The organism is Undibacterium sp. GrIS 1.8, from assembly GCF_040544445.1.
GTDB lineage: Bacteria > Pseudomonadota > Gammaproteobacteria > Burkholderiales > Burkholderiaceae_D > Undibacterium.
Genome location: NZ_JBEONQ010000038.1, coordinates 1 through 25,727 on the forward strand (window position 1 = coordinate 1; position 25,727 = coordinate 25,727).

General features: G+C 44.7%; 23 protein-coding genes. 13 read left to right on the forward strand and 10 right to left on the reverse strand.

The features are described 5' to 3' along the window. Nucleotides 1-456: 456 nt before the first annotated feature. From AAKU64_RS16415 to AAKU64_RS16435, 5 genes are all read right to left on the reverse strand, one after another. A complete protein-coding gene (locus tag AAKU64_RS16415; protein WP_354362464.1) occupies nt 457-1,785 on the reverse strand; it encodes a glycosyl transferase in 1,329 nt (442 codons plus the stop codon). Then, nucleotides 1,722-3,341, reverse strand: a complete 1,620-nt coding sequence (locus AAKU64_RS16420) for a glycosyltransferase (protein ID WP_354362465.1) — start codon at nt 3,339-3,341, stop codon at nt 1,722-1,724. Before AAKU64_RS16420 ends, AAKU64_RS16415 begins: the two co-directional genes overlap by 64 nt. A 92-nt stretch (nt 3,342-3,433) precedes the next feature. Continuing rightward, entirely contained in the window at nt 3,434-5,119 is a 1,686-nt protein-coding gene (locus tag AAKU64_RS16425; protein ID WP_354362466.1) for a GspE/PulE family protein, read from the reverse strand. 42 nt (nt 5,120-5,161) lie between these two features. Then, on the reverse strand, nt 5,162-5,737 hold the full coding sequence (locus AAKU64_RS16430; protein ID WP_354362467.1) for a hypothetical protein: 576 nt from the start codon (nt 5,735-5,737) through the stop codon (nt 5,162-5,164). A 137-nt stretch (nt 5,738-5,874) separates the two neighbouring features. Continuing rightward, nucleotides 5,875-7,593, reverse strand: coding sequence for a hypothetical protein (locus tag AAKU64_RS16435; RefSeq protein WP_354362468.1), 1,719 nt, complete (start codon nt 7,591-7,593; stop codon nt 5,875-5,877). 626 nt (nt 7,594-8,219) lie between these two features. On the opposite strand from AAKU64_RS16435, the gene AAKU64_RS16440 reads away from it, so the two are divergent. The 10 genes from AAKU64_RS16440 (at nt 8,220) to AAKU64_RS16485 (ending at nt 17,715) form a co-directional block, all read left to right on the forward strand. Beyond that, nucleotides 8,220-9,422 (forward strand): type II secretion system F family protein, encoded by a 1,203-nt coding sequence (locus AAKU64_RS16440; RefSeq protein WP_354362469.1) that lies wholly within the window; start codon nt 8,220-8,222, stop codon nt 9,420-9,422. Nucleotides 9,423-9,694: 272 nt separating this feature from the next. Then, nucleotides 9,695-10,156 (forward strand): type II secretion system major pseudopilin GspG, encoded by a 462-nt coding sequence (gene gspG / locus AAKU64_RS16445; RefSeq protein ID WP_354362470.1) that lies wholly within the window; start codon nt 9,695-9,697, stop codon nt 10,154-10,156. 44 nt (nt 10,157-10,200) lie between these two features. Continuing rightward, entirely contained in the window at nt 10,201-10,626 is a 426-nt protein-coding gene (locus tag AAKU64_RS16450) for a pilus assembly FimT family protein (RefSeq protein ID WP_354362471.1), read from the forward strand. Further along, nucleotides 10,623-11,111: a PulJ/GspJ family protein gene (locus AAKU64_RS16455; protein ID WP_354362472.1), complete on the forward strand. Its 489-nt coding sequence runs from the start codon at nt 10,623-10,625 to the stop codon at nt 11,109-11,111. The genes AAKU64_RS16450 and AAKU64_RS16455 overlap by 4 nt, the downstream gene beginning before the upstream one ends. Nucleotide 11,112: 1 nt before the next feature. Next, nucleotides 11,113-11,781, forward strand: coding sequence for a type II secretion system protein (locus AAKU64_RS16460; RefSeq protein ID WP_354362473.1), 669 nt, complete (start codon nt 11,113-11,115; stop codon nt 11,779-11,781). Further along, complete coding sequence (locus tag AAKU64_RS16465) at nt 11,781-12,809, forward strand: hypothetical protein (RefSeq protein ID WP_354362474.1); 1,029 nt, start codon at nt 11,781-11,783, stop codon at nt 12,807-12,809. Before AAKU64_RS16460 ends, AAKU64_RS16465 begins: the two co-directional genes overlap by 1 nt. Next, on the forward strand, nt 12,778-14,022 hold the full coding sequence (locus AAKU64_RS16470; protein ID WP_354362475.1) for a hypothetical protein: 1,245 nt from the start codon (nt 12,778-12,780) through the stop codon (nt 14,020-14,022). The genes AAKU64_RS16465 and AAKU64_RS16470 overlap by 32 nt, the downstream gene beginning before the upstream one ends. 1 nt (nt 14,023) lies before the next feature. Then, the gene (locus AAKU64_RS16475; protein ID WP_354362476.1) at nt 14,024-14,671 is read left to right on the forward strand and encodes a hypothetical protein; all 648 of its coding nucleotides are present in this window, start codon (nt 14,024-14,026) and stop codon (nt 14,669-14,671) included. 6 nt (nt 14,672-14,677) lie between these two features. Then, nucleotides 14,678-15,202: a hypothetical protein gene (locus AAKU64_RS16480; protein WP_354362477.1), complete on the forward strand. Its 525-nt coding sequence runs from the start codon at nt 14,678-14,680 to the stop codon at nt 15,200-15,202. Continuing rightward, nucleotides 15,199-17,715 carry a secretin GspD/PilQ domain-containing protein gene (locus AAKU64_RS16485; RefSeq protein WP_354362478.1) on the forward strand — a complete coding sequence of 839 codons (2,517 nt, stop codon included), beginning with the start codon at nt 15,199-15,201 and terminating at the stop codon, nt 17,713-17,715. Before AAKU64_RS16480 ends, AAKU64_RS16485 begins: the two co-directional genes overlap by 4 nt. 107 nt (nt 17,716-17,822) lie before the next feature. Here AAKU64_RS16485 and pyrE read toward each other — a convergent pair whose 3' ends face one another. The 5 genes from pyrE to gatC form a co-directional block, all read right to left on the reverse strand. Beyond that, nucleotides 17,823-18,494, reverse strand: a complete 672-nt coding sequence (gene pyrE, locus AAKU64_RS16490) for an orotate phosphoribosyltransferase (RefSeq protein WP_354362479.1) — start codon at nt 18,492-18,494, stop codon at nt 17,823-17,825. 36 nt (nt 18,495-18,530) lie between these two features. Then, entirely contained in the window at nt 18,531-20,015 is a 1,485-nt protein-coding gene (gatB, locus tag AAKU64_RS16495; protein WP_354362480.1) for an Asp-tRNA(Asn)/Glu-tRNA(Gln) amidotransferase subunit GatB, read from the reverse strand. 97 nt (nt 20,016-20,112) lie between these two features. Further along, a complete protein-coding gene (locus tag AAKU64_RS16500; protein WP_354362481.1) occupies nt 20,113-20,682 on the reverse strand; it encodes a hypothetical protein in 570 nt (189 codons plus the stop codon). Continuing rightward, complete coding sequence (gene gatA / locus AAKU64_RS16505) at nt 20,679-22,133, reverse strand: Asp-tRNA(Asn)/Glu-tRNA(Gln) amidotransferase subunit GatA (RefSeq protein ID WP_354362482.1); 1,455 nt, start codon at nt 22,131-22,133, stop codon at nt 20,679-20,681. Before gatA ends, AAKU64_RS16500 begins: the two co-directional genes overlap by 4 nt. A gap of 63 nt (nt 22,134-22,196) precedes the next feature. Continuing rightward, nucleotides 22,197-22,499 (reverse strand): Asp-tRNA(Asn)/Glu-tRNA(Gln) amidotransferase subunit GatC, encoded by a 303-nt coding sequence (gatC, locus tag AAKU64_RS16510; RefSeq protein WP_354333832.1) that lies wholly within the window; start codon nt 22,497-22,499, stop codon nt 22,197-22,199. A gap of 489 nt (nt 22,500-22,988) precedes the next feature. Here gatC and AAKU64_RS16515 point away from each other — a divergent pair, with 489 nt between their 5' ends. From AAKU64_RS16515 to mreD, 3 genes are all read left to right on the forward strand, one after another. Further along, nucleotides 22,989-24,032 (forward strand): rod shape-determining protein, encoded by a 1,044-nt coding sequence (locus AAKU64_RS16515; RefSeq protein WP_323492742.1) that lies wholly within the window; start codon nt 22,989-22,991, stop codon nt 24,030-24,032. A 93-nt stretch (nt 24,033-24,125) separates the two neighbouring features. Continuing rightward, nucleotides 24,126-25,184, forward strand: coding sequence for a rod shape-determining protein MreC (gene mreC / locus AAKU64_RS16520; protein ID WP_354333834.1), 1,059 nt, complete (start codon nt 24,126-24,128; stop codon nt 25,182-25,184). Next, a complete protein-coding gene (gene mreD, locus AAKU64_RS16525; protein WP_354333836.1) occupies nt 25,181-25,699 on the forward strand; it encodes a rod shape-determining protein MreD in 519 nt (172 codons plus the stop codon). The genes mreC and mreD overlap by 4 nt, the downstream gene beginning before the upstream one ends. Nucleotides 25,700-25,727 lie beyond the last annotated feature (28 nt).

Genomic DNA, 25,727 nt, shown 5'->3' on the forward strand with positions numbered 1-25,727 from the left:
AGGCATCAAAAAAATGGACGATGCCCATTCAGAATTGGCGTATGGCGCTGAATCGATTTATGATTGAGTTTGGTGACCGTATTCAACAATACGACCACTAAGTTGTTCCGTGGCATTTACACAGAATTTCTTACAGGCTCTGCTTTTCTGGCCGGAGAATTTAATATTTACTTTTTCGACATGATTGTTGATGACAATTGGCTTCAGTTTTAATGTTCTTGGCAAGCTCTTTTGTCAACGCTTTGCGTTTCTCTCAGTCCATTACAATGTCTATCGGTAAGTTCCTCGTTTGAGGTTAATAGACCGCGGACATTTACACAAATTTATTTACAGGCTCTATTGCACTTGAAAAAAATAGAGTAACAAAATTTTTGTTCGTGCTAATTCTTATACTAATTCCATCCCTTTACCAGGCAATCGCCGCAAAACTAACGCCGACGTCCTATATCGGGATCATCACTTAGATATGCGTTTTATCACTCCAGCCATTCCTTCGTTGCTTAAAATTTCCCAAGTCCGTTTACTTATTCTTCTACGATGATCGGCATTCAATAATGCTTGCAAGAGATGTGCTGTCAATAATCCTAAACTCAATTGAGACTGACTTCTCCCAGCCTGAAAACCTGGCGTGAGTATTTTATGTAGTCGGACTATTTCTAATGCCTCGGTAGTCCTATCAAACAGTTTTGGGTATTCTGATTTGCCATTGGATTCTATCCAGGCCTTAAAACTATCTTGACCAGTTAAATAAGGATTTGGAAACTTTTTTTGTAGATCTATGCGTTCGCGATAGATCATGCGTTCCAGTGGACTGATCTTATTTCCATTGGCAAAACTGCCAAAATGCCACGAAACCTGGCTCAACGGATCAGTACTTAAATTCTCTGTTACTGTGCTATACCAATTAACCAGATCGGTAACTGTTTGATTTCCTGTTGCGTTCTTTTTTGACATGGTCATGTGTGCTCCACTGTCAAAGCCTGTGAAGTGATAAAAGCCTAATGACTCTCCGTTAACCAATACTTGATCTGGTACTTTGCCGGTTAGTTTGCGTGTTGTGAGATTCCATGGGGCGACGTTGAGTCTTGGTGATCGTAAAATACACACCCCTTCAAAGAACGCAGGTGCCAGATCAACCCAGCGTTGATCTGTAAATAAGCCGTTTGGAATATCCGCTCGACAAAAATAATATAAACGTTCAGCCCACCATGCTGCAAAAGTCTTGCCAATTTCGGTTACATTAACAGCAAAAAAACCTAAATTATAAATGCCGTGTTTCAGGCTACAAATTTCATTGTCCATCACTGATGCGACAGAAGACTCAGGCTTCAGCTGATGTGGAGTCAATGCTAGATTACAGTTTTCAAGCGCTGTTATAACCTCATCTAGCCGGGAAAACAGCACAGTATCCGGATCGAGATAAATTACGCCGGCACAGTCGTCACGATCCAACAGGGTTTTTAGCATAAACGGTTTGATCGCTGTCGAAAGTTCGACAATATTATGACAAAAAGACCAACCCATAAAATCAGGTATACCCAAACTATCTGCCGGATGAATTTCATCAAAAGGCTCTTTGGACAAATCTATTTCAGGTGGAAGTTGATCGGACAATGCCAAGTGAACGACCCATTCTGGATGCCATTGTTTAATGGATTCTATTAATACTCGAACTTTCGGAATGTAATTACATGCAGCACTGGTAAAAACATGTATTTTTTTCATGCTAACGCGCTCAACCATATAACTTCTTTCTTTTTTAAGGCTATTTGCCGCCAAAAACATTGTAGTTCATCCAGTATTGCAGCGGGTTGCATAGAGCTCAGGACCAATCCGTTCTCGTACGCTTTGGCTAGGTCTGCGGGAGCACCAAAGTTAAAGCAAGCAAATGGAACACCCATATCGACCAATTCATGTGAGACGTACGAGAAGGTTTCTGCCCAAATTGAGGGTAACAAAAATACGTTTGCTCCAGATTCTTGAACGATGCGACTAAGTTGTTTTGGATGATATGGGCCCGTGATATCAACAATATGGCTGGGAACTCTCGCCTCTATCGCGCCGATAATAGTTATTTTTATATTTGAATGTCGTTTTTGGATTTCACGTGCCAATCCGTTGACGATTTCAGCACCTTTATGCTTACCTATCATACCCACTACACCAATATGCAGTTCCTTTGAATGAGATATAGAGATTCTTTTAACTGATGTATGAAGTGCATGCGGTTGTACTCGCCAATTATTTTGAGGAACGTCAGGATATGCCCGTTGTAACAGGCGTTTGGACGCTTCGGAGAATAATCTTACTTCATCTGAAGCGATCAGCAATGCCGACCAGGCGAGACGCCATTGGCGTATGTCTCTGATGTTGCTGACAGAGACGAATCCGTCAGTATGCTCGTTAATGCAACGCTGACATTCGTTAATGCCTGGAACATCACAAAACGTGCCTTTATCATTAATCAAAAAATGGCTAGGGCAAATGGCAAAGTAATCGTGTACCACAACCTGTAATTCACAATGCATATGCTTTCTTAGAGTGACTAACATCTTGATTACGCTAAGTGGCTGTCTGAACGATACAGCACAGTTATAAAGGATATGGTGTATTTTGGCATGCCCTAGCAAATAGACAAACGCTTCTATAGATGTAATCGAATAACGTATTGGTGATCTACCGTCAAAGAACTCAACAAAGTATTGCAAGCTAGCGATATGAAAGCCTAGCATCAAAACATTCTCATCAGAAGCGAGCCGCTCAGCAATATGTCTCTGGCGATATATATTAGCACCGCCTCCCATATCATGATCAATCACTACAGCACAGGGGCGTGATTTAAGTTGATGAATGAGTTTTTTCCAAATTACTGAGTCTAGCGCTTTTGGTTTACCGGAGTTGTAACGTAAAATCTTATCAACTACCGCTTTAGGGCCTGAGTTTTTCAGCAATAGCAGAGATTTTTTTGCTAAAACAGCATAGTGAGCTACCTTGCTAAGAGCGTTTTCATGCTCCTGACGCTGAGTGAAATGAACTGGTGTCGTGAGGATGCTGTTATCCGATAATTCCCAACGTAGCTCTATGCTTGAAATTTTTTGCTCACCTGTCTCTGCTAGTAATAAAAATCCAGCATCACTTGCTTCCGGTATGACGTGGTATTTTTTACGAACGTCATCCCTACGTTGACCATAATTAGCGTCAAGCTCAATATTTGCCTTTATTCTATCGAAGTGCAAGACAAGCACAACTTTACGTATGTTTAATCCTGGCACAAAACCCCAGCCATACGCAAAAATTTGATTTTCTCGAATTAAAACGTGATCAACACCATGTTTTAACATTAGCCCCCCTCCTTGTCTTATCAAGATAAGAGTTGCGCCAAGCATAAGTAGTTCATAAAATAATCTGGTGTAAAAATCTAATGAAAGAAATTTTACGCTCCCGCAAGACTTAGTACCTCATCCACGGTTGTAATACCCTGCCACACCTTAAGTATGCCATCGTCGCGCAGCGAGCGGACATTGCTTAAGCGTAAGTAACGAACGATATCTGCTTCACTCGCGCCTGTCAGAATTTGATGTTGCAAAGTAGCGTCGACTTCGAACAGTTCATAGATCGCTACGCGACCACTGAAACCGGTCTGATTACAATTACGACATCCTACGGGACGACGTAATTGAGGTTTACTGACAAGCTCATCGCTCCAATGCTTCACACCTTCCAGTAAAACTCGATGGGTTTCCTGACTTACCTCTGTTGGCTGCGAACAATGTTCGCACAGGCAGCGGACCAGGCGCTGAGCCATGACACCTTTTAGGCTCGATCCTAACAAAAATGCTTCAATTCCCATATCGACTAGACGGGTAACTGCACCTGCAGCACTATTGGTATGCAAAGTTGAGAATACTAAATGGCCTGTTAATGCTGATTGCACGGCGATTGCGGCAGTTTCCTGATCGCGAATTTCACCAATCAACACTACGTCTGGATCATGTCGTAAAATGGAGCGCAAAGCAGCGGCGAAGGTAAATCCAATATCAGCATTGACCTGAATCTGAGTAATATCTTTTAACCGATATTCGACCGGATCTTCTACAGTAATAATCTTGTTGAGTCCATCATTACCGATATCTAGGGCGGTATACAGTGTCGTGGTTTTTCCTGAGCCGGTCGGTCCGGTAACCAATACGATACCGTTCGGCATCTGAATCCAGCGTTTAAATAGTGCCGCGTGATCCGGCATCATGCCCAGATCCTCAAGATGATAGGGTTTACGATCTTGGCGCAACAGACGCATTACTACTGATTCACCCATTGCGCCCGGCAGTACCGATACACGGACGTCAAAAACTTCGCTATTAACGCGCGCTGTCATGCGACCATCTTGTGGTAATCGACGCTCTGCAATATCAAGCTGTGACAAAATCTTGATACGGCATACAGTTGCATCAAATTTATCTAGCGGCATACGGCTCAGCTCTTGCATTACACCGTCTACCCGTAACCGAATCGCAAATTCGTATTCGCCTGGTTCAACGTGAATATCTGATGCCCTTCGTGTTACCGCCTGTGATAATACCGTGTTCACCAGCTCAATGATCGGCCCTTCTTCAGCAAGCTCGCGCAAATGCATGACGTCACCAGTCGCCACCGCCCTCGGTTCACGTCGTTCCAGTGCGGCATAAAACGCTTCAAATGCGGATGGTCGAACTAGTGAGTAATGTATTTGTGTTTCTGGAGGAGATTTAAGGCGCAGAACCTCGTGAACATTCGCGCTGATTACCTCCTTTGCCACGCAATGGGTAATGTGGGAATCTTCTTGTTGCCAAAGAATTAAGCCCTGAGCTTGACACCAATGCGATAACAAACCCCACTGACTCACCGTAGTTGGGAAGGCGATTTGCGCGTGGTGCAAGTCCTCTTCTGTGATGAGTGGCATGCCGCTGTGCAAGGCCATCTGCTGATAAAGAACCTCTTCAGATAAAGCCCCCATTCTTACCAATAGTGCAGGTAGAGGTGTGAATTGTTCTCGTTGAAGCAATCGGGCGTTCACTAGCGTCTCGGTGGGAACGATTGAGTTGGCTTCAAGGAATTGTTCGAAAGAGAGAAATGTATTCATTGCGTGATCATAATGGTTCATTGTGTCATTAAGCTAATCAGCTTACTTCGTTGCAATTTTTACATCGTTGCTAACACTATACCATTTACCGGCTGCACGAACTGCCAATAGCAGCTCGGTACTTTTCTCTAATTTAATTTTGACCCGAATATCTGACTTTCCCATATTGGGAATTTCCTGCGCTGCTAATATAGCAGAGTCTCCTTTTGCTGGAGATGTGTTCATTAGAACAAATAACTCGGTTCCCGGCAATTCGCTCATCAATCGCACTGACATCAGTCCTGCAGGAGCAATAGTTGGAGAGTCCAACAATAAATAGTCCGACTTAAGTAACTGAGTTTTTGTGAGGGAGGGTTTCAACACATTGAGCGCCTTATCTACGCTATCTGCCTTTAGCAGATCTGGCATCAAGGTCTCCAGTGATGTGATGGAGCCACTGTTGATACTAATCTGGGCGTGAGTAGTTGGAATAGGAGTCGCCAAGATAAGTACAATTGAAGCAATTTTGACCACCAAATCAAAGCTTGCGCGGGATATTTGAGGAATAAAAAAATTAAACATTTCGCCTTTTATATGAGCTTGAGAAGCACAATGATGTGATCTGGAGATATTGTACACTGCGCTAATATCAAGATCGAACTAATATAGGCTTGGAGAGATACGAATATTCTCATCGTATTAACAAAATATTAAAACAAAAAAGGAGGCGAAAGCCTCCTTTTTTTAACTAAATAATACTATTACCAAACTCTATATTACTTAACCAGACCAGTTTGTGCATCTTGATCATTTGCTTGCGCATCTGATGGAACACGATCTGTGCTGGAATCAAAATCAACTCCTTGAGCTGAAGAAGCTTCAATGAAATTTTTGCTATCAGGATTGTACAAATAATTTTGTACTTTCAGAGCGCTAACACCATCAGCTGAGATGCGCAAACGATCACCAGCACCATTTGTGTTTGCAACTGGGCCAGCGGCACCAGGAGTTACACTTGTAGGTACTGTAGTCAACAATGCATTGATAGCAGTAGAGGTCAAGTTTGATACAGCACGTGGTGCCAATGTGCCTAATGCACCCCAGTTACCGTATGAACCATCTGCATGAATCAATTGGCCATACACAGTCGCAGTGTTTACTTCACTTGGGTTGATCAAGCGAATAACACTTGTCCAGCCACCGCCAGTTGTTGGAGTAGCGTAATTGCGCACGTCAACTTTAACTCCGCCAACTAAAGATGCCAAAGGTTTTGTGCAGCTATTATCTTGCTCATTCAAGTAAGTTGTGCCTGAATCAGGAGCTTTAGACAACGTGCCGGTAGCATTGAATGTGGACACTGGAATTACTGCGGTACCAGGAACAGTGTAGACAACAAACAAAGGTGCTGCCAGTTGAGCTGGTGTCAACGATGTTGAAGTCAGAGTAACTGTGTTCCCAGTTGTAGCTGTCACAGTTGCAGTTGCGCCGCCAACAGCTGGACCGTTAGCCGTTGTTGACAGCCATACTGTACTGCCAATAGCGAAACCTTGTGAAGAAACAACTTTAACGTTGAAGTTCTTCAATTCAACTGCACCAGTAGTATTTGTTGCGGCTGTGGCAGGATAAGTTGCTGCAGTTAGCAAATAAGGGTTGTTGCTACCTGAATCAGAACCAGTTGAATCTTGTTTGATCGTAACAGTCCCCAAGTTAGCTACTGTAGTAGTTTGAAAGCCACTGGTTGCAGTTGCGACACCACTTGTTGCTTTGAACAACGTATTTTGATTCGCTGCATCAACTTTAGCCAAATTAGTTGTAGCTGCAACTAATGAAACTGACAGGTTCGTAGGGAATGTAAAAAGTGTACCATCATTTGTGCTTCCAGCGCGAGTGTGCTCGTTGGCCGGATTTGCATTCAATGCATCGGTAGCTTGTGCTGTAGAGGTTACGTTGGCAAATTCTTTAACTGAAACACCTAAAGTAGGAACACTATTGACGCAAGGAAGCACAGCGCCAACTAAAGTGTATAGGTTGCTTACCGTAGCAGCAACTGCTCCAGCATTAGCATTAGTTACTGTATCATTAAAACGAACCGCTGGTGTAACGTACGTCGTTCCTGCTAATTGTGGGAAAGTTACATTAGCAAACAACACAGTTTTATCTGCGCTGAGTGTAGGTGTGCTTACGGTGTACTTCGCTACTGGAATGATATTACCAGTATTATCTACGAGAGTAATTGCGTTTGCTGAGCCAGCAGTTTTGAATGTGCCCTGCTTAAGAACCAATTGGATCTGGAAGGATTGAGTAACTAAGGTTGCATCGATATCGCCAGCGAAACGATACGATACTGGCGGTGCTGACACTGCCTGTGCGTCGTTCACAATTGTTTCGTGAGCGATAGCTGAAGATGTTGATTGAATTTGACCCGCAGAAGCTACGTTAGCAGCAAAAGCAGCAACCAGGCTAGCCGCCAGGATACTTAGTTGTTTGTGTTTCATTTGAATAGCCTCTCTAGAAAAGACATTTGTTAATACTAAAATAAAATGTACAACGTACGTTTAATACAAGTACTTGTCATACGAGTACTCATATGACTAGCCGAGTCGGATTAAATCATGTTTTTACAATTACAGCAAGTTACTCCGTGCAAATAAATTGAAAACGTAATTTTGGCAACATTTCCTCCCCCCATAGGTCATATCGGTAAGATCGACGAAACTATATTAGGCTGTGTTACAGCATTCTGCACGTGATTCTTAAACTTTGTACAGAAGTTTGTTGTTACTTAGGTACATACTGTATCGGAAGTTAATTCAACTTTACGCAGTATCGTATGTGTATTTAAAGCCTCTCAGAAATGTGGACTTGCGTATATGTTATTAATCATGGGGTTGTTAATTGAGGATTTGTGTATTCTTTGCATTAATAGAAATCTCATGTATTTACCCATTGTTGTTACTAGTCCTTGCTCCGTTAATGAAATACAATCCTGCAACTATTTAAAGCATATTGTTTTTTAAATTGATGCCTCCCTCGGATGCGGTCGTTTGCTTTATTTGATTAAACAACTCTACCGTTCACTTACTGGTGTTTATGACTTTATTTTCCGAATTGTTAAATCGCTATGCCTGAATATCGTTACCAAGCCACTGATCCCCAAGGTATTGTAATCAAAGGCGTTCTTACTGTGGAGACTGAATTTGAGGCAATGTCTCAACTGCAGCGTCGCGGCTTAATGGTATTTGAGATGCGTCAGGCTGCTACGCCAAAATCGATACGATTATCGCGGCCAAAGCGCGCTGGACGGGACGCGTTATTGGTCGTGCTCCAGGAGCTGGCGACACTTCTGGATGCTGGTGTAACGCTTGCTGATGCCGTTGAGAATGTTGCTCGTGGTTACGTCGATTCTCCTTTGGGTATTGCTTTTAATAAAATTTTTTCTCAACTACGCGGCGGTGTTGCGTTTTCTAGGGCGCTGATTGAGGCAGATCTGCGGTTGCCTAATTATGTTATCGAGCTCTGTAAGGCAGGAGAATCTACTGGCAAACTGCCTGGTTCTTTGCGCTCTGCTGCTGAGCAGTTGGAGCTTGAACAAAATTTCCAACGTGAGGCGCGAAATGCTCTCATTTATCCAATGGTCTTGGTGGTCAGCGGTTTTCTCGCAACATTATTAGTGTTTGTGTTTGTCGTACCTAAGTTTGCTAATATTTTGAGCAATCCAAAGGCCGATATTCCGCTATTGTCGGTATGGGTGCTGGCAACAGGTATGTGGCTTACAAAAAATAAATTACTGTTAGCGATTGTTGTTGCAAGCGCTGGGATTGGTGGCTACCTATTACTTCGTCAAGAAAAAATACAGCAAAATCTTTGGAACTGGGCTGCAGGATTGCCCTTGATCGGTAGCTGGATTATGCACACAGAGATGGCGCGCTGGAGTTCTATGTTTAGTGTCCTGTTGCAAAATCATGTATCGATTTTGGAGGCTTTGGCTCACGCGCAGAACGCGCTTCGTGGCGATGTCTGGCGACAGAAGGCATCATTAATATTGAGTGATGTTCGAGGTGGTAAAACGCTCGCGGAGTCGCTGCAATTGCATCAATTTATTGATGCCACCGGTGTCAACTTAGTACGAGTTGGTGAGCGTTCTGGCGCATTGGGTAAAACAACGGCCTCCTTGGCCAACATGCATCGGTTGCATAGCCAGCAACAGATGAAGCAATTTTTGATTCTACTCGAACCAATAACGATTTTGTTAGTCTCAGTTGTACTCGGCGGTATTATGATTTCAGTCATGCTAGCGATTACGAGTTTGACGAATGTTATCTAGTCGGCGGTCGATTGGGGGTAATCGCCGCTGATATAGCCTCCGTGGTTAGTTAGGAAGATAAATTTGGTTCATTTTTATGATGTGGCAATCTCAGATATGCTTAGATAACCTTCCTATAATCAGATCGCAGTTTGTTGAACATCACGTTTTTAATGAAGTGAACCACCTGACTAAATGTTGTAAATTTAGTGCTGGTTGATGTGATTGTTTTGTTTTATCTGTGATTGAGTACTTGTAATAAAGGTATGCAATTTTCGTTTTGAAAGGTGGTTATGCGCAATAAATTATGGACGTTAAGTAAAACTAAGCGATCTGCGGGTTTTACCCTGCTGGAGATGTTAGTTGTGATGGTAATTATCGGTTTGCTAGCAGGTTTAGTCGGGCCGCGTATTTTCGGCAAAGTAGATTCGTCTAAGGTGCAAACTGCGCAAACACAAATAAAAATGCTTGAGAGTGCATTGAATATTATGCGACTCGACGTCGGACAAGTGCCTCCTCCGGAGCAAGGTCTCCAGTGGCTTTTGACGCCGCCCTTGGATTCAAATCTTCAACCTTTATGGAAGGGACCATACATCGAGGGTGCCATTCCGCTTGATCCTTGGAGTAACCCATATCAATACAAAGTACCTGGTATTGATAACAAGCCTTATTCAGTATACTCGTTTGGAGCCGACGGTAAGGAGGGAGGGGAGGGGCTAAATGCAGATATCGGACTTGGAACACCAGCAAAATAATCGATGTGGAAGATAACTAATTTTGTGGTGGAGTGCTTTCTGTGATGCAGTCTTCTCTCCCGTGTCGATTTATACGCGGATTTACTCTAATCGAAATGATGGCAGTTTTAACGCTGACCGCAATTATGGCCGGCGTTGCTGTACCTGCCATGCAAAGATGGTTTGATTCTATTTCTGAACGGGCGCAGTTGACTGAGATATCAATACAGTTTCAGCGACTGGCATCTCGCGCGGCGTTGTTATCCGAGACGGTGAAGCTGAGTAAAGAAAACTGGACCACTAAGATGGGCGATGGCAATGCCATGTTGAGTTTGCCAGATGGTTGGGCGATTGTGAATGAAAAGCCAGTCGTCTTTTTTCATAGTGGAATTTGTGAAGGCGGGATAATTGAGTTGCTTGGCTTTCAGACCCGCAAAGTGAAATTGAATATTGCTCCTGTTAGTTGTGACGTTAGCGTAATTCGGCAATGAACGTGCTTATCCCTACTGTAAGGTATCGCAAAGCAGACCGTAGACAATTTGGTTCGGTTTGTCAAAAGCAACTAGGCTTCAGTTTGCTGGAGATGATTGCTGCGTTGACTATTTTGACGATAGGCTCTGTTGTATTATTTAGCTGGCTTGGACAGTCAATGGGACAGTTGAATCGCTTTCAATTGCAGGAAAAAGAGTCCTTGGCAAAAATACAGGCAATCGATTTTCTTTCAACCCAAAATCCTGCCGTGGCATCGGATGGAAGGCAGGTATTTGATTCCTTTCAAATCGAATGGACTAGCGAACCCCTCTCAGAGATCCGAGACTCGGTTTCACCCTCTGGAGGATTGGGTCTTTACCAAATCAGTATCTACAAAGTTCAGGTAAAGGCTTCCGATAAAACTGGACGGGCATGGTTTGAATTTCCATTACGCTTAGTTGGATATAAACAGGTTCGACAGCCAGCAGCAGTGACGCCCTTCTGACATGTTAAAGATAAAAAGTGTTCACCTAGATCGACTTAGAATTGCACGTGCTAAAGGTATTGCGATCAGAAGTCAGACTGGCTTAACCCTAATCGAGTTGCTGGTTAGCCTAGTCATTCTGGGCTTTGTTGTCGTGATTATGTCTGGTGCTTTTTTCCAAGTTGCGCAAGTTGTCCGTATTGCGGAAAACGTAAATGGGCAATTTCAGTCACAGTGGATACGTGTGAACTCACTTAAAGATCTAGTGAGCAACCTAGTGCTTCCTGAGAATGTTGAGAAACCGTTTCACGGTGATAGCACCGGATTCGAGGCTTACTCTTTATCTTTGCCCAACAATGACTGGGGAAATTTGCAAAAATTTCAGGTGAAATTAACTTCTGGCAGATCTGGGAAAACGGATCTTCTGGTGATGACAGATGACGGACAGTCTGTAGTAATCGGCTCGTGGGACACGTCGATGCAATTTGAGTATCTGATGGTCGATGGTACAACCTCGGCAATTTGGCCTCCGATGGGAAAAGTAGTCGATGACATGCCGCGAGGCGTAGTTGTACGAGCTAACTCAGGTGATCGTTTGTTGCAGACCGTCGCAGTTTATGATGGTATGCGTAAGATTGAGCCGAACACAAAAAATGAAATGGGTAAATTGTTTGGGGTAGATGTGAAGTGATGAAGTTATTGCATATTTCCCGTCGTAAAAAAAACGAAAATGGATTTGCATTAGCGGCAGTGTTATGGCTGCTCGCTGGATTGACAATATTGGCCGCGATGATCAGTCAATCCAATCAGATACTCGCCGAACGTCAAGCAAAGTTAAAACAACGCGCGAATGCTGAACAGGCTTTTCTATCTAGTCGCAGCGAGGCGTTATATTGGCTCTCAACGAGCAAGGCAACTGAGAATGGATTTGGCTGGTCAGGGCAGTATTTGCGCGTGGATAGTCGCGGGTATGCCGGCGCGGATGGAAGCACTATGCAACTCCAAGATGTGCGGGGATTGTTAAATTTAAATCGCCCAAAGCGAAATTTGTTGTCGCGGCTTCTGGTAAGTTGTGGCGCAGATGAATCTCAGGCCGATGCGCTAATGGATGCATTGGAGGACTATGCCGAACCTAGCAAGCTAAAACGCTTGAACGGCGCTAAGGATTTTGAGTATTCTGCAGCGGGTTTGCAACCTCCTCGTGGTGCCTCGCTTCTTTCTGAGCCAGAGATTTGGCGTGTCTATGGTTGGAAAAAACTGCAGCCAATTTGGGAAGAACGTCATTGTTTTGAAGATGTCACTGTATGGGGAGATAGTAATTTTAATCCAGGTACCGCAACTGCGAAGACACTGTCAGCCTATGGATTGACCCTCGAACAGTTGGCAACTGTTGCTAAGGAACGTTTAACTGGCGAATCGACGACGATTAACGTGTTGCAGCAAAGTAATCAGTCAAATAATTTCTTAGGTTTGCCAGATGGAAGGTACCCTGCTAGAACTTTGCGAGTGACTCATTCGATGCCTGAAATGTCTTGGGTTTTTCGATACGAGTTAAAATTGCGGTCCAATGCGGAAGGGACGCCATGGGAGATAAATTCCCCGCGCCGAATACCATTGGCTTCAGTTATCATGCCGACTGACCGCGCTGAGTGGCCAAAAATAGACCAAATTTCTGATACGGACAAGAATGCAATTACGCAACCGATACTACCTTTCTGACTATGCCGAATCCGTTGGCTTATTGAAAAGTGAGCGCTCTGGAGAGAAATCCGCTCAGAAGACTGGGTGGATTAAACCTTTGTGGATATTGCCCCGTGCCTGGTGCGTGATGACCTCATTGCAAGTCAAAGGAGTCCCCCGTCATAAAACGTCGGCGCTAGTGCAATTACAACTCAATCGACTTGCTCCTTTTGCCGATTGTGGAGTTTATGCTTGTCGTTCAGGAGATTGGGTACACCTCTGGTTTTGGGAAAATAGACTTGTGCGGGATTTTTGTGCTAAGACTGGACTAGATTTTAATTCGCTTCAACTTGCTCCAGAAAGTGTTTGTTTTCCCAAATTTAAAGATGGCGCAGTCCTGTATGAATGCAAGGAAGGTATCGAAGCACAGTTGTGGCACCAAGATACTTTGATTGATACCGCTTGGTGGCCGGATCTTATTAGTGATCAGGAGTGGATTGAGTGGCGTCCTACTTCGGCTGCAGCAACTGGTGTTCGCAGCGAACTTCTAAATTGGCCGGAAAAAATGCCGGCGCGGGTCATTTCTGTCGAGGCAAAGCCAATCAGGGATTTCGCAAGGCTCGCAGAGCCATGGGGGCGCAATTTACTTGGCACCCAGTGGTGGCATGTCATCAAAGATTTTCGAATTGATATTTTACTAATTGCTACTTTTGGACTTTTAGCCGGATTTGCAGCTTATCTATCCATACAATGGTGGACTTTACAGACTTTGAAAAAAATAACTGAAGAAAAGATTTCCACGTTATCTGTAAGAGTAGACCCCTTGAACGACGCTCGTAGTAAAGCACTTTCGCAGCAACAATGGATTAATAAACTTGCAGCATTACGCAGCCAGGATGGAATTCAGGATATGCTCAAAAGCCTACAGCCTGTCTTGCAACAACAAGAAGCTGCGTTGCGTGAATTTGAGTATCTCGATGGTGAATTGCGATTGACGTTAGTGCCGATTAATACAGAATTAAATATTGCATCGTTGATTCAAGATATGGAATCACTGCCTAAACTGAGTAATTTAAGGCTATTACCTGACAGTGACGTGAGAGTTGTTAAAGTATCTGCCAAGATGCAACGTTTAGGGAAACCATCTGGTGAGCTGCGGGTCTTAGGGCAGTTACAAACACCAACTGAGCCAGTAAAAGCGGACCAATCTCCTTCGACTTACAGAAGTGGCAAGCGAGAGAAGGGGGAATGAAATGAAAACAGGTGAACGTTTTTGGCAACTTGTGGGAATGGTGATGTTAATTCTCATCATTTATGGACTTACCGAGTTATACGATTTAAATACGGTGCAAAAAAAACAGTTAGACAGTCAGAACGAATTACTGGATCGCCAGGAAAGGCTGCTGAAGAATAATCAATGGCGTGAAAATTTGATCGCTGTTCAACAAGTGAAAAAAGCTTGGATTGAGTTTTTACCCACAGAAAAATCACCTACTTTTGCAAAAGCGAGATTATTGAGCGACATTCGTGATTTAGCGAAAGGTGCCGGCGTGCCCAATCTGGCAGTAACGGCAGCCGATGCAGAGGGTGGTGATAAGACTGATTTATCTCCAGGGGCATTCAAAGCGAAGTCTACTTACCAAACTAACGGTGATAAAAATAAACTTGATGTGCTACCTTCTGGTGTGCAGATGATTAAATTAACTGTGACGGGTAGGTTTGATCCGCTGGCGTTCACTAAGCTATTACATTCCTTTGAAGAGGCGCAGCGATTTACCGTTGTCGAGCGCGCAATTGTTCGCGGAGCGCAGATGGAAATTGGTATTCGTTGTTATTGGCGTCTTGATCCTGTCCTTGCTCAAGAAAAAGCAGAGATTCCATCTTCCTCAAAAGTGCTTTGACTGAACATGAGTATGCGAGATATCAAGAAAATTTCTGGCCAACATTGGGGCTCCACCGTCTTTGTAATAGGATGTTCTGTCGCAGGTGCTTTGCTGGGACGTTACATGTTATTTGATTCCTTAGGTCAAATGCATTTAGCGAACGCAAAAAAACAAGCACTTCCTGACGCGCCATTTATAGTGCCGGCGGCCCCTCCTGAAACGATGAAAAATGAGCAAGATTTGAGCCAAGAGGATGGATCAAAATCGACCATCGGTTTAAGCGAACTCCGAGTTTGGGAGGTTGCAGTAAAGCAACCTCTCCCGCCGAGGAAGGAGCCTTTGACGCCACCTCGTTGGCGGATAGTTGGAGTAACTTCAGTTGGAAGCGAGAAAAGTGTACTCCTTTTATTTGAAAATCAACCAGCAACGGAGACGAGAAAAATTGGTGAGAAATTACCTGGCGGTGCAAAGATTGTTGAGATCGCCCAAGACCAATTAAAAATTTCTTTGAATGGTCAACTTATGAAACTGAATCTACGTAAGCAATGAAAAAATCAACTTTCCGACAAAACACAAGATTTCTAACGAGTCGTTTTGCTCCAGTTTTTGTGATAATTACTCTGTTATTTGTATCTGGGTGTGCAGACCCAAAATTAAATATTCCTAAGAAAATAGAATTTGAGCGCAGCCCACAATTGACTTCGGCGTCCTTGTTGGGTGATGAACAAATACAGCGTAAATATTCAGAAACTGATACCCCAAAAATGCCCTCAATTAAAAGTGGGAGCGGCAAAAATAATAGTTCTGCATCAAGCGACTCTGTGAATGAAAAATCCGAGTTGTCTGTAGCTTTTGATCAAATGCCTTTGCCAACGTTTATTCAAGCCGTGTATGGGAGCGTTCTTAAAGTAAATTATTCAATGGACGGTGCAGTAGCTGCCCGGACAGATTTGATCACCTTCCACACACCGAGACCGCAATCGGCTAGCCAAATGGCAGGTCTTGCCAGAATGCTCTTAAAAAGTTACGGAATCGCGGTCCAGGATTTTGGTGGCGTTATTCGACTCGTACCAGACACCGCTTCCAATAGCTATTCTCCTGCTATACGTCGTGGCCGAGCGCAGCCTGATACGCCTCCTAGTTTGCGCCCTGTTTTTCATTATGTGGAGTTAGATGCAGTCAGAGTTACCGACTTTAGTAGCTTATTACGGACTATGTTCGGCAATAAAATTCAGACGCAAGATGATCTGGCCAGAAACGCAATATTACTGAGTGGTCAGCCAGAGGATATTTCCGCTGCAATGGAAGTGATCCAGGTCTTTGACCAGCCAATTATGAGAGGTTTGCGCACCAAGAGAATCAGCCCTGTCTTTTGGACTGCAGACGAATTTAGTAAACGCCTAGTCGATGTGCTGTCCGCGGAGGGTTACTCTGCAAGTACGTCATTAGGTGCTGGAACGCCAATTCTTATTTTGCCAATTGCACCATTGAACAGCGTTATTATTTTCTCGTCGTCAGAAGTGATTTTAAATCACGCTCTCCAGTGGGCTAAAGACTTGGATAAACCGTCTGATAGCCAGGCTGGGGGGGCATTTTTTACTTATCCTGTCAAATATGCAGATGCGCAGGCGCTGGCGAAAACTTTATCCGAATTGATAGGTGGAGGTGGCAGCAGTACAATCGCACCGATTGGATCCGCCTCAGCGCCAACAGCATTGACACAATCGGCGACGGCTTCTCGTGGGGCATCAAAGATTGTAGTTAACAACGCTACTAATAGTTTGATTATTCAAGGTGGGGGGCCTGATCAATATCGGCAATGGATGGCATTGCTTGCAGAGCTGGACAAACCGACGAAGTCGGCGCTGATCGACGTGATGGTTGCTGAAGTAACTGCTGGAACTGCCAATACGCTTGGGGTTGATTGGAATTTTCGTAATTCTGTCTCAGCAGGAAACTCATCCGGCACTAATGTCCGAGGTACAGTCACTTCAGCCAACGCGGGCTCAGGCTCGGGTGGTTTGACTTTTAGTTTCTTGAATTCCGCAGGGTTGCTACGCGCTGATATTTCCGCGTTAGCGTCAAAAAATGATGCTCAAATTCTTTCTAGCCCTAAATTGATGGCGCGCAACGGCGAAACTGCGACGATTCAAGTAGCTGACGAAGTACCGATTTTAACCAGTACGACTACGACTCCCGGATTTATTTCTGGCAGCACCACGACCAATACAATACAGTACCGTACAGCAGGTATGATCTTAAAGGTAAGACCGGTGATCAATTCCGGCAATAGAATTGATCTAGACATTTCTCAGGAAGTAAGTAATGTTAAATCCTTAAGCAGCGGTGCCATCACTTCACCAACGATTGGTACGCGCAAAGTGGATACTAAATTGACTTTGCGGGATGGAAGTACTGTTATGTTGGCTGGTCTTATTTCAAATGATAATAGTTCCTCAGACTCTGGCGTTCCCTTGCTCAAGGATATTCCGGGGATTGGTAGCTTGTTCAAAACTGAATCTACCAACAAGAGTAAAAAAGAATTAATTATTTTGATCACCCCTTACATCATCAATGATGATTTTGAGGCTGAGTCTATTAGCAATGCTTTCCAAAGTTCTTTGGGTGATTGGGCTAAAGATTTGAAAGAGAGGACTGATTTGCGTGCATTGAAACGCATGCCATCTGCCAACGATTCTACAAGGGATGTTGTTCCAGTTAAGACTCAAGACACTATCAATCAATCCATGGTTGAACCTACCCGAAAAGAGACGATGTCTGATGAAGTGCCAGTTGAACACAGTGATGGGCAGATTCCGGGGAAATTAGGTAGCAAAGAATCTTTGGCTGATAAAGAGTCGTTAGATTCCTCGGAAGTAATTATGAGCAAGCCGGAAACACCAACGCTACCTTTATCAGTTCCGAGTGGGAAAAAGGAAGCGAGTAAAAAAGCCAAAACAAGTACTTCAAACACAAAGCCGGTTCCTTTGTTGCCAGGAACAAAGCCGGTTGAAAATGCGGATCTGCTAGAAGAATTAAGAGGTGCTGTCGAGAAGCGATAATAGAAAAGGGCTGCGATTAAGCAGCCCTTATGTTTTGCAGCGATATGGTTGAATTTTTTACCTGCAATATTTGCTCAGATTCTAAATTACGCTCTACTTGCACTCACTCAAATTAGGTTTGCAATCCCATATTTTGAACGATATGCGGAGACTGCGGCTTTATGTTCAATCATTTGAATATCTTTATCTACGGACAGATAGTCGAATAAATCGTCTAAATTACCGATAGATACTACGGGCATCTCATATAATTTACTAATTTCCTGTACAGCCGAGAGTGAAGATAGGGCATCGTCTTTTCCGGATCGCTCCATACGATCAAGCGCTATTAATACTGCACACGGCGTCGCGCCCGCTGCATAAATCAATTCGACTGATTCTCGCACTGACGTGCCCGCTGAAATAACGTCGTCGATGATGACGATTTTGCCGGCGAGTTTGGCGCCGACGACGGTGCCGCCCTCGCCGTGATCTTTTGCTTCTTTGCGGTTATACGCAAATGATACGTTACGTCCCCTGGCAGCCAGCGCGACGGCAGTGGCGGATGCAAGTGTAATCCCTTTATATGCAGGGCCAAATAGCATATCAAATTCTATTCCGGAGTTGATTAGCGTATCCGCATAAAAATTGGCTAACTTCCCAAGGTTTTCCCCATCACTGAACAGCCCAGCATTAAAAAAATAAGGTGACTCACGGCCAGCTTTTGTAATAAAGCTGCCAAACTTAATCACTCCCGATTTCACTGAGAACTCTATAAATTTTTGTCTTAAATTGGTCACTATTTCCTCAACATATTATCTGAACGGCTCATCCCATTAGCTCGCTAATTTTTTCTTTAATAGTTCGTTCACCTGAGCTGGATTGCCTTTGCCTTTGGTAGCTTTCATCGCTTGGCCTACCAGTGAGTTAAAGGCTTTTTCTTTACCTGCGCGATATTCATCAACGGATTGTTGATTGGCCGCCATGACTTCGTCTATGATTTTTTCTAGTGCGCCTACATCGGAGATCTGTTTAAGACCTTTGCTGTCGATGATCTGATCTGCCAAGTTGATGTCAGAGGATACTGCTTGCCACATGGCTGCAAAAACTTCTTTGGCGATTTTGTTGGATATCGTGCCATCGGTAATCCGTTGCAACAGCAATGCTAATTGGCTGGCCGTGACGGGAATGGCGCCGATATCGATATTTTCACGGTGCAGCGTGGACGATACGTCGCCCATCATCCAGTTTGCGATTTGCTTGGCTTGTGCTGCTGGATTGCCGTTGGCGTCAATAGCACCTGCGGCCATAATTGCGGCCTCAAAGTAGGTTGCGGTGGCTTTTGACTGAGTGACGATCATGGCGTCGTACTCGGAGATGTTGTATTGCTGGATGAGGCGTGCACGCATGGCGTCGGGGAGTTCTGGCATTGTTGTTCTTACGCGCTCTATCCAGGCGGCGTCGATCTTCAACGGTGGCAAATCGGGATCTGGGAAATAGCGGTAATCTTGTGAATCTTCTTTGCTGCGCATGGAGCGTGTTTCTTTGCGATCTGGATCGTAGAGACGTGTCTCTTGTACGACCTTGCCACCGTCTTCGATCAACTCAATCTGGCGGCGTACTTCAATGTTGATGGCTTCTTCCAGAAAACGGAATGAGTTGAGATTTTTGATCTCAGCGCGCGTGCCGAATTCTTTTTGTCCCACCGGACGTACCGATACGTTGGCATCGCAGCGGAAAGAACCTTCTTGCATATTGCCGTCGCAAATGTCTAGCCACATGACTAGTGAGTGCAGAGCTTTGGCGTATGCGACGGCTTCTGCTGCGCTGCGCATGCAGGGTTCGGTGACGATTTCTAATAGCGGTGTGCCAGCGCGATTCAGGTCTATCCCTGTCATGCCTTGGTAGTCTTCGTGCAGCGATTTTCCGGCGTCTTCTTCTAAGTGGGCACGGGTGAGTTCGATGACTTTTACTTCGGATTTGCCGTCTTTTTCGACCACGCAAGTGACGCTGCCGCCTTGTACTACAGGGATCTCAAATTGGCTGATTTGATAGCCTTTAGGCAGATCAGGGTAGAAGTAGTTTTTACGGGCGAAAATAGATTCTGGCGCAATGACCGCACCAACGGCTAAGCCAAACTGTATTGCTTTTTCTACCGCAGCCTTGTTCATCACTGGCAGTACTCCAGGTAGTGCCAGATCAACGGGACTCGCTTGTGTATTTGGCTCGGCGCCAAATTGGATGGCAGAGCCGCTAAAAATTTTTGATTGGGTTTTGAGTTGTGCGTGAGTCTCAAAACCGATGACGACTTCCCATTGCATGTTGAATCCTTTTTTCGTTCATTTGCATGAATTGCATTAATTTCTTTCGCGCTACCGATATGCTTGATTTTAGTGAGCGACTTTGATTGCTACCTATTTATTCATCGTAACGACATTGGCCGCTTTTAAGATTGACTGTCAGTGCTGTAAAGTTCATCCGTGAGCCACATAAGGCGGGGCATGTAGGTTTGATCTGTAAATCATTTCCTACACGGTCTAACCGAATACTGCAATTGAAGCCTCGATCAAAATCATATCCACGTCGTGTGCGTGCTGCACGCGCATCTTTCAAGTTGATTCGCCAGCCTTTCTCAGTGACTTCTGCCTGCGGGTCATCACTGAGATCGATGCTGCATTCATTGCCGTGGTTACTCCTGAACAAACTGGATTCCCACTGAAATGTTTTAATCACGTTGCCTTCAATGCGGATATGCGCCTGATCAGCGTAATCCAAACGTTCACCACCATCAGTTTCTTGCTGCACCAAAGCGCAGGAGAAATTAGCTTCCAGTACATCGGTTTTAGACGATTGCTGTGCTGTTGCCGAAGTTGCCGATGTCACTGCTGCTGGTGTCGCCGCCGAAACTGTGAGCTTTTCTGCCTGCGCGAAAGCGCCACTGCATGCGAGCAAAAGTGTTGGAACAATAAGTGAGCGGATTGATTTCATATAGGCGCTTTTTGATGCCAGTCAGTCGCTAATTGGAACTGGTGTGCGACATTCAGCAATTGGGCTTCTTTAAAATAATTGCCAATGATTTGTAGACCGACGGGGCGCTGGCTATTTTTTTCACCTTGTCCAAAGCCACATGGAATTGACATGCCAGGCAAGCCTGCCAAACTGGTTGATAAAGTAAAAATATCTGCCAGATAATTGGCAACAGGGTCGTCTGTTTTATCGCCTAAATCCCATGCTACAGTGGGCGCTACAGGCCCCATGATGACGTCACATAGCTCAAACGCAGCCTTGAAATCTTGCGCGATTAAGCGCCGTATTTTTTGTGCCTGCAAATAATAGGCGTCGTAATATCCGTGCGATAAAACATAAGCACCAACCAGGATACGACGTTTGACTTCATCCCCAAAACCTTCGGCACGCGATTTTTTGTACATGTCGTTAAGATCTTTGTAATTGGCTGCACGATGGCCGTAACGCACGCCGTCGAAACGGCTTAAGTTCGATGATGCTTCTGCCGGAGCGATAACGTAATACACCGGGATCGATAGTTCAGTTTTTGGTAAGGAAATATCGACTAAGACGGCCCCTAATTTCTCATATTCGGCGAGTGCAGCTCGGACGGCTTGTTCTACATCTTTTGCTAAGCCTTCGCTAAAAAATTCACGCGGCACACCGATACGCAAGCCTTTTAAGTCTTTGGTTAAATCCCGATTGAAGTCTTCTTTTGGTCTTTCTAAACTGGTTGAATCTTTTGGATCAAAACTCGTCATTACATTGAGTAGTAGTCCGCAATCTTCAGCACTTTGTGCGATGGGACCGCCTTGGTCTAGTGACGAGGCGAAGGCAATCATGCCGTAACGAGAGACGCTGCTATAGGTTGGTTTAATCCCGGTTACACCACAAAATGAGGCCGGCTGGCGGATCGATCCGCCAGTATCAGTTGCTGTTGCCGCTGGCGCTAAACGTGCCGCAATCGCAGCGGCTGATCCGCCCGAGGAACCGCCAGGTACTGCACGTAAATCCCAAGGATTTTTAACCGCGCCAAAAGCAGAATTTTGATTGCTGGAGCCCATCGCAAATTCGTCACAATTGAGTTTGCCTAGTGTGACCATACCAGCTTGATTAAAATGTTCTACTACTGTTGCGTCAAATGGACTAGTGTAGTTTGCCAGCATGTTGGAACCTGCGGTAGATCGCCAGCCACGCGTAACAAAAATATCTTTGTGCGCAATCGGAATGCCTGTAAGTACAGTGGCATCACCATTGGCTAAACGTACATCAGCCGCTGTGGCTTGTTGCAAAGTTAATTCTGGATCAACATGCAAAAACGCATTCAGCTCACTAGACTGAATTCTACCCAAATAATGCTGCGCCAATTCAGTGGCGGAAATCTGCTTGCTGTGCAGCATGGCAGACAATTGTTTTAAAGAGTGCTTATGCATGTTCTGAAATATCCTGATGATTCTCGAAATAAGTCCTAATTTTTTTCTAAGACGGCTCTACGGCTACTCTAAGACCTTAGGTACAAGATACAGTCCGTCTTGAGTTGCCGGCGCAACTGCCTGGTAGTCGTCGCGACGATTGGTCTCACTGACGATATCTTCTCGCAGGCGCAATCCTAGTTCTGGCATTAACGCCGCGATTGGATGGCTGAGTGGCGTGATGCCGGTGGTGTCAACAGCTTTGAGTTGCTCAACCAGCGAAAAAATGCCATTCAGTTTGTCCAGCGTGCTGACGGTTTCTGATTCGGATAGTTCGAGTTTTGCTAAGCTGGCAATTCGCTTAACATCGGATAGGTCTAGTGACATGGCTAAATCGCGTAGTGCGCGTAATGGGTAAATAAAAGTATCGAATTGTAATAATAGATGGTGATAACAACTCTTGTAGATAGAAGCAAATGGAAACAAAAGCAAAATTTACAAGACTAAATGTCGGTTAATGTTGCCAACATCGGTAAAAAATCCATTTTCAGTAGATATGGTAGATAGCCTAATATTCCTAAGATTATAAGGTAGAATATAGGGTTAATACCTCATGAAGCTCTGAAAACCTGCTGCGCAGCACAATATTGCGTTTGTGAAGCCTGCCTTATCTTCGAAATACGATAAAGCTGAGTTTCTCGGCCTGCATTGAAACGCTTGCGAGGGTTTTGAGGGCTTCTTTGCTTATGGTGATTCGTCATTGTTCATCATTATTATTCGGCATAAGTATAACGCTGAGCTTAAAGCAAGATGCGGTTAGACAAATTCGCGCAGAACTGCTGCGCATGACGACAACACAAAATACAGGATTCTTACATGTTTGGTTTTTTTCGTAGTTACTTTTCTAATGACCTGGCAATTGACCTGGGTACAGCAAACACGCTGATTTATGTGCGTAACCAAGGTATCGTATTGGATGAGCCATCCGTTGTTGCCATTCGTCAGGAGGGTGGTCCTAACGGTAAAAAAACCATCCAGGCTGTCGGTCGGGAAGCCAAGCAAATGCTGGGCAAAGTACCTGGCAATATCGAGGCTATTCGCCCGATGAAAGACGGCGTCATTGCTGATTTTACGGTGACTGAGCAAATGCTCAAGCAGTTTATCCGCATGGTGCATGACACTAAGTTTTTTAAGCCTTCTCCACGTATCATCATTTGTGTGCCTTGCGGTTCTACCCAGGTAGAGCGCCGCGCGATTCGTGAATCAGCTTTAGGTGCAGGTGCTTCTCAGGTGTATTTGATTGAAGAGCCTATGGCTGCGGCGATCGGTGCTGGTTTGCCTGTATCTGAAGCAACAGGCTCTATGGTTGTAGATATTGGTGGCGGTACTACTGAAGTCGGGATTATTTCTCTAGGTGGCATGGTGTACAAAGGTTCAGTGCGTGTTGGTGGTGATAAATTCGATGAAGCGATTGTCAATTACATCCGTCGCAATTACGGTATGTTGATCGGCGAACAAACTGCTGAGGCGATCAAGAAGGCAATTGGTTCTGCGTTCCCCGGTTCTGAAGTTAAAGAGATGGAAGTGAAGGGACGTAATCTTTCAGAAGGTATTCCACGGTCATTTACTATTTCCAGTAACGAAATCTTAGAAGCGCTGACTGACCCTTTAAACAACATTGTCTCCGCTGTAAAAAACGCGCTGGAACAAACTCCGCCAGAATTGGGTGCTGATATTGCTGAAAAGGGCATGATGCTGACAGGCGGTGGTGCATTGCTTCGTGACTTGGATCGTTTGCTGATGGAAGAAACGGGCTTGCCCGTCATTGTCGCCGAAGATCCACTCACTTGCGTAGTGCGTGGCTCAGGAATGGCGTTAGAGCGCATGGATAAGCTGGGATCTATTTTCTCTTACGAATAATTTCCCTAAGTGGTGCGAGACTAGGTGCAATTTGCTCCTTGCTTGATGTCGACATTTTATCGACGAGTTTTAGTCCGAACTTTTATCTAATTTATGCAATACAGTCCACCACCACTTTTCAAACAAGGCGCTTCTGCCCGCGCCAAAGTGGTGTTCTTCGCGATTTTGGCGATTTTTTTGCTAGTCGTCGATTCTCGTCTAAATACATTAATCTTTGCTAGGCAGATGTTGGGAACGGTTTTGTATCCCATCCAAATGCTTGCTGTGGTTCCGCGCGATGCCGCAACGAAGGTTTCTGCCTACCTCACATCTACCAGCGTTCTAGAAAAAGAAAACGTTCAGCTGAAGCGTCAGCAAATTTCCAATGCCGAGGCACTGCAACAAAATGGCCAGCTATCAGCTGAAAATATGCATTTACGGAAAATGCTGGATGCACGTGAAAAATTAACGGTGAAATCCGTTCTGGGCGAGATTATTTACGATGCTCGCGATAGTACTACTCGTAAAATTATTCTGGATCGTGGAAGCCAAAATGGTGTCGCTCTCAGTCAGCCAGTGATTGATGATCTAGGTGTTGTGGGTCAGGTCACACGGGTTTTTCCTTTGACGTCAGAGGTGACATTGTTGACCGATAAAAACCAGGCGATTCCAGTCGAAATTCTCCGTAACGGACTGCGTAGCGTCGTGTATGGACGAGGTCAATCGGGCTACCTGGATATGCGGATGACGTCTAACGCAGATGTTCACAACGGAGATGTGTTGGTAACATCAGGTATTGATGGCGTATATCCCGCTGGTTTGGCAGTGGCTAAGGTAGTTAAGGTGGAGAACAAAGCAACAACTCAGTTTGAGAATATTCTTTGTACACCCTCAGCAGGTATTGATAGAAATAAGCAATTGCTGATCTTGCTAGTATCGTCTAATAATTTGCCGCGCCCCGACACCGAAGATATCCGCGTAAAAAAAGAAAAATTAAATCGCAAGGTAACTCGAGATGCTGCCAGAGAGGCTCCGCCGGATACACAATCCATGATGCCGCAAAAATCAGTTGATACCGTTATTCCAGCGCCACTTGTGACGCCTGCAAAGGATTCCAGTAAAAATTCCGGCAAAGACAATGGAAAAGAAGTCGTTAAGGAGATCGCAAAATGAATAGCCCACATTACATTTTGCTGCCTGTTAGTTCGACTTTCATAGCTGTTAGTCTGGTATGTGCTTTTTTCTTGAATTTTCTTCCTTGGGGTAATTGGATTGGTGTTCCCGATTTTGTTGCTTTAGTGTTGGTATTCTGGAGTATCCATCAACCTCGCAAAGTGGGCATTGGCGTTGCATTTACGATGGGATTATTGATGGATGTACATGACGCAATTTACCTTGGTGAAAATGCGCTGGCGTACACTTTATTATCTTACTTTGCAATAACCATTCACAGGCGCGTGCTGTGGTTTAATCCATTGACGCAATCATTGCACGTGCTACCTTTATTTCTGATGGTGCAAGCGGTACAGATTGCGATACGCTTAATGGTTGCTCCGAGCGGACAATTTCCCGGGATTTTGTATTTTTCCGAAAGCTTTATCACAACCTTGCTTTGGCCAGTCGTGACATGGTTGTTGCTCGCACCTCAGCGTCGTGCAATTGATAAAGACGATACCCGCCCCATTTGATCTAGCCACTTGAGCTTGACAGAGTAGA

What these genes read in the sequence shown, in the direction of transcription:
- AAKU64_RS16415 (WP_354362464.1), bottom strand. Translation starts at nt 1,785, where the DNA reads ATGTTTTTGGCGGCAAATAGCCTTAAAAAAGAAAGAAGTTATATGGTT.
- AAKU64_RS16420 (WP_354362465.1), bottom strand. Translation starts at nt 3,341, where the DNA reads ATGTTAAAACATGGTGTTGATCACGTTTTAATTCGAGAAAATCAAATT.
- AAKU64_RS16425 (WP_354362466.1), bottom strand. Translation starts at nt 5,119, where the DNA reads ATGAATACATTTCTCTCTTTCGAACAATTCCTTGAAGCCAACTCAATC.
- AAKU64_RS16435 (WP_354362468.1), bottom strand. Translation starts at nt 7,593, where the DNA reads ATGAAACACAAACAACTAAGTATCCTGGCGGCTAGCCTGGTTGCTGCT.
- AAKU64_RS16440 (WP_354362469.1), top strand. Translation starts at nt 8,220, where the DNA reads ATGCCTGAATATCGTTACCAAGCCACTGATCCCCAAGGTATTGTAATC.
- gspG (WP_354362470.1), top strand. Translation starts at nt 9,695, where the DNA reads ATGCGCAATAAATTATGGACGTTAAGTAAAACTAAGCGATCTGCGGGT.
- AAKU64_RS16450 (WP_354362471.1), top strand. Translation starts at nt 10,201, where the DNA reads ATGCAGTCTTCTCTCCCGTGTCGATTTATACGCGGATTTACTCTAATC.
- AAKU64_RS16455 (WP_354362472.1), top strand. Translation starts at nt 10,623, where the DNA reads ATGAACGTGCTTATCCCTACTGTAAGGTATCGCAAAGCAGACCGTAGA.
- AAKU64_RS16460 (WP_354362473.1), top strand. Translation starts at nt 11,113, where the DNA reads ATGTTAAAGATAAAAAGTGTTCACCTAGATCGACTTAGAATTGCACGT.
- AAKU64_RS16465 (WP_354362474.1), top strand. Translation starts at nt 11,781, where the DNA reads ATGAAGTTATTGCATATTTCCCGTCGTAAAAAAAACGAAAATGGATTT.
- AAKU64_RS16470 (WP_354362475.1), top strand. Translation starts at nt 12,778, where the DNA reads ATGCAATTACGCAACCGATACTACCTTTCTGACTATGCCGAATCCGTT.
- AAKU64_RS16475 (WP_354362476.1), top strand. Translation starts at nt 14,024, where the DNA reads ATGAAAACAGGTGAACGTTTTTGGCAACTTGTGGGAATGGTGATGTTA.
- AAKU64_RS16480 (WP_354362477.1), top strand. Translation starts at nt 14,678, where the DNA reads ATGAGTATGCGAGATATCAAGAAAATTTCTGGCCAACATTGGGGCTCC.
- AAKU64_RS16485 (WP_354362478.1), top strand. Translation starts at nt 15,199, where the DNA reads ATGAAAAAATCAACTTTCCGACAAAACACAAGATTTCTAACGAGTCGT.
- gatB (WP_354362480.1), bottom strand. Translation starts at nt 20,015, where the DNA reads ATGCAATGGGAAGTCGTCATCGGTTTTGAGACTCACGCACAACTCAAA.
- AAKU64_RS16500 (WP_354362481.1), bottom strand. Translation starts at nt 20,682, where the DNA reads ATGAAATCAATCCGCTCACTTATTGTTCCAACACTTTTGCTCGCATGC.
- gatA (WP_354362482.1), bottom strand. Translation starts at nt 22,133, where the DNA reads ATGCATAAGCACTCTTTAAAACAATTGTCTGCCATGCTGCACAGCAAG.
- gatC (WP_354333832.1), bottom strand. Translation starts at nt 22,499, where the DNA reads ATGTCACTAGACCTATCCGATGTTAAGCGAATTGCCAGCTTAGCAAAA.
- AAKU64_RS16515 (WP_323492742.1), top strand. Translation starts at nt 22,989, where the DNA reads ATGTTTGGTTTTTTTCGTAGTTACTTTTCTAATGACCTGGCAATTGAC.
- mreC (WP_354333834.1), top strand. Translation starts at nt 24,126, where the DNA reads ATGCAATACAGTCCACCACCACTTTTCAAACAAGGCGCTTCTGCCCGC.
- mreD (WP_354333836.1), top strand. Translation starts at nt 25,181, where the DNA reads ATGAATAGCCCACATTACATTTTGCTGCCTGTTAGTTCGACTTTCATA.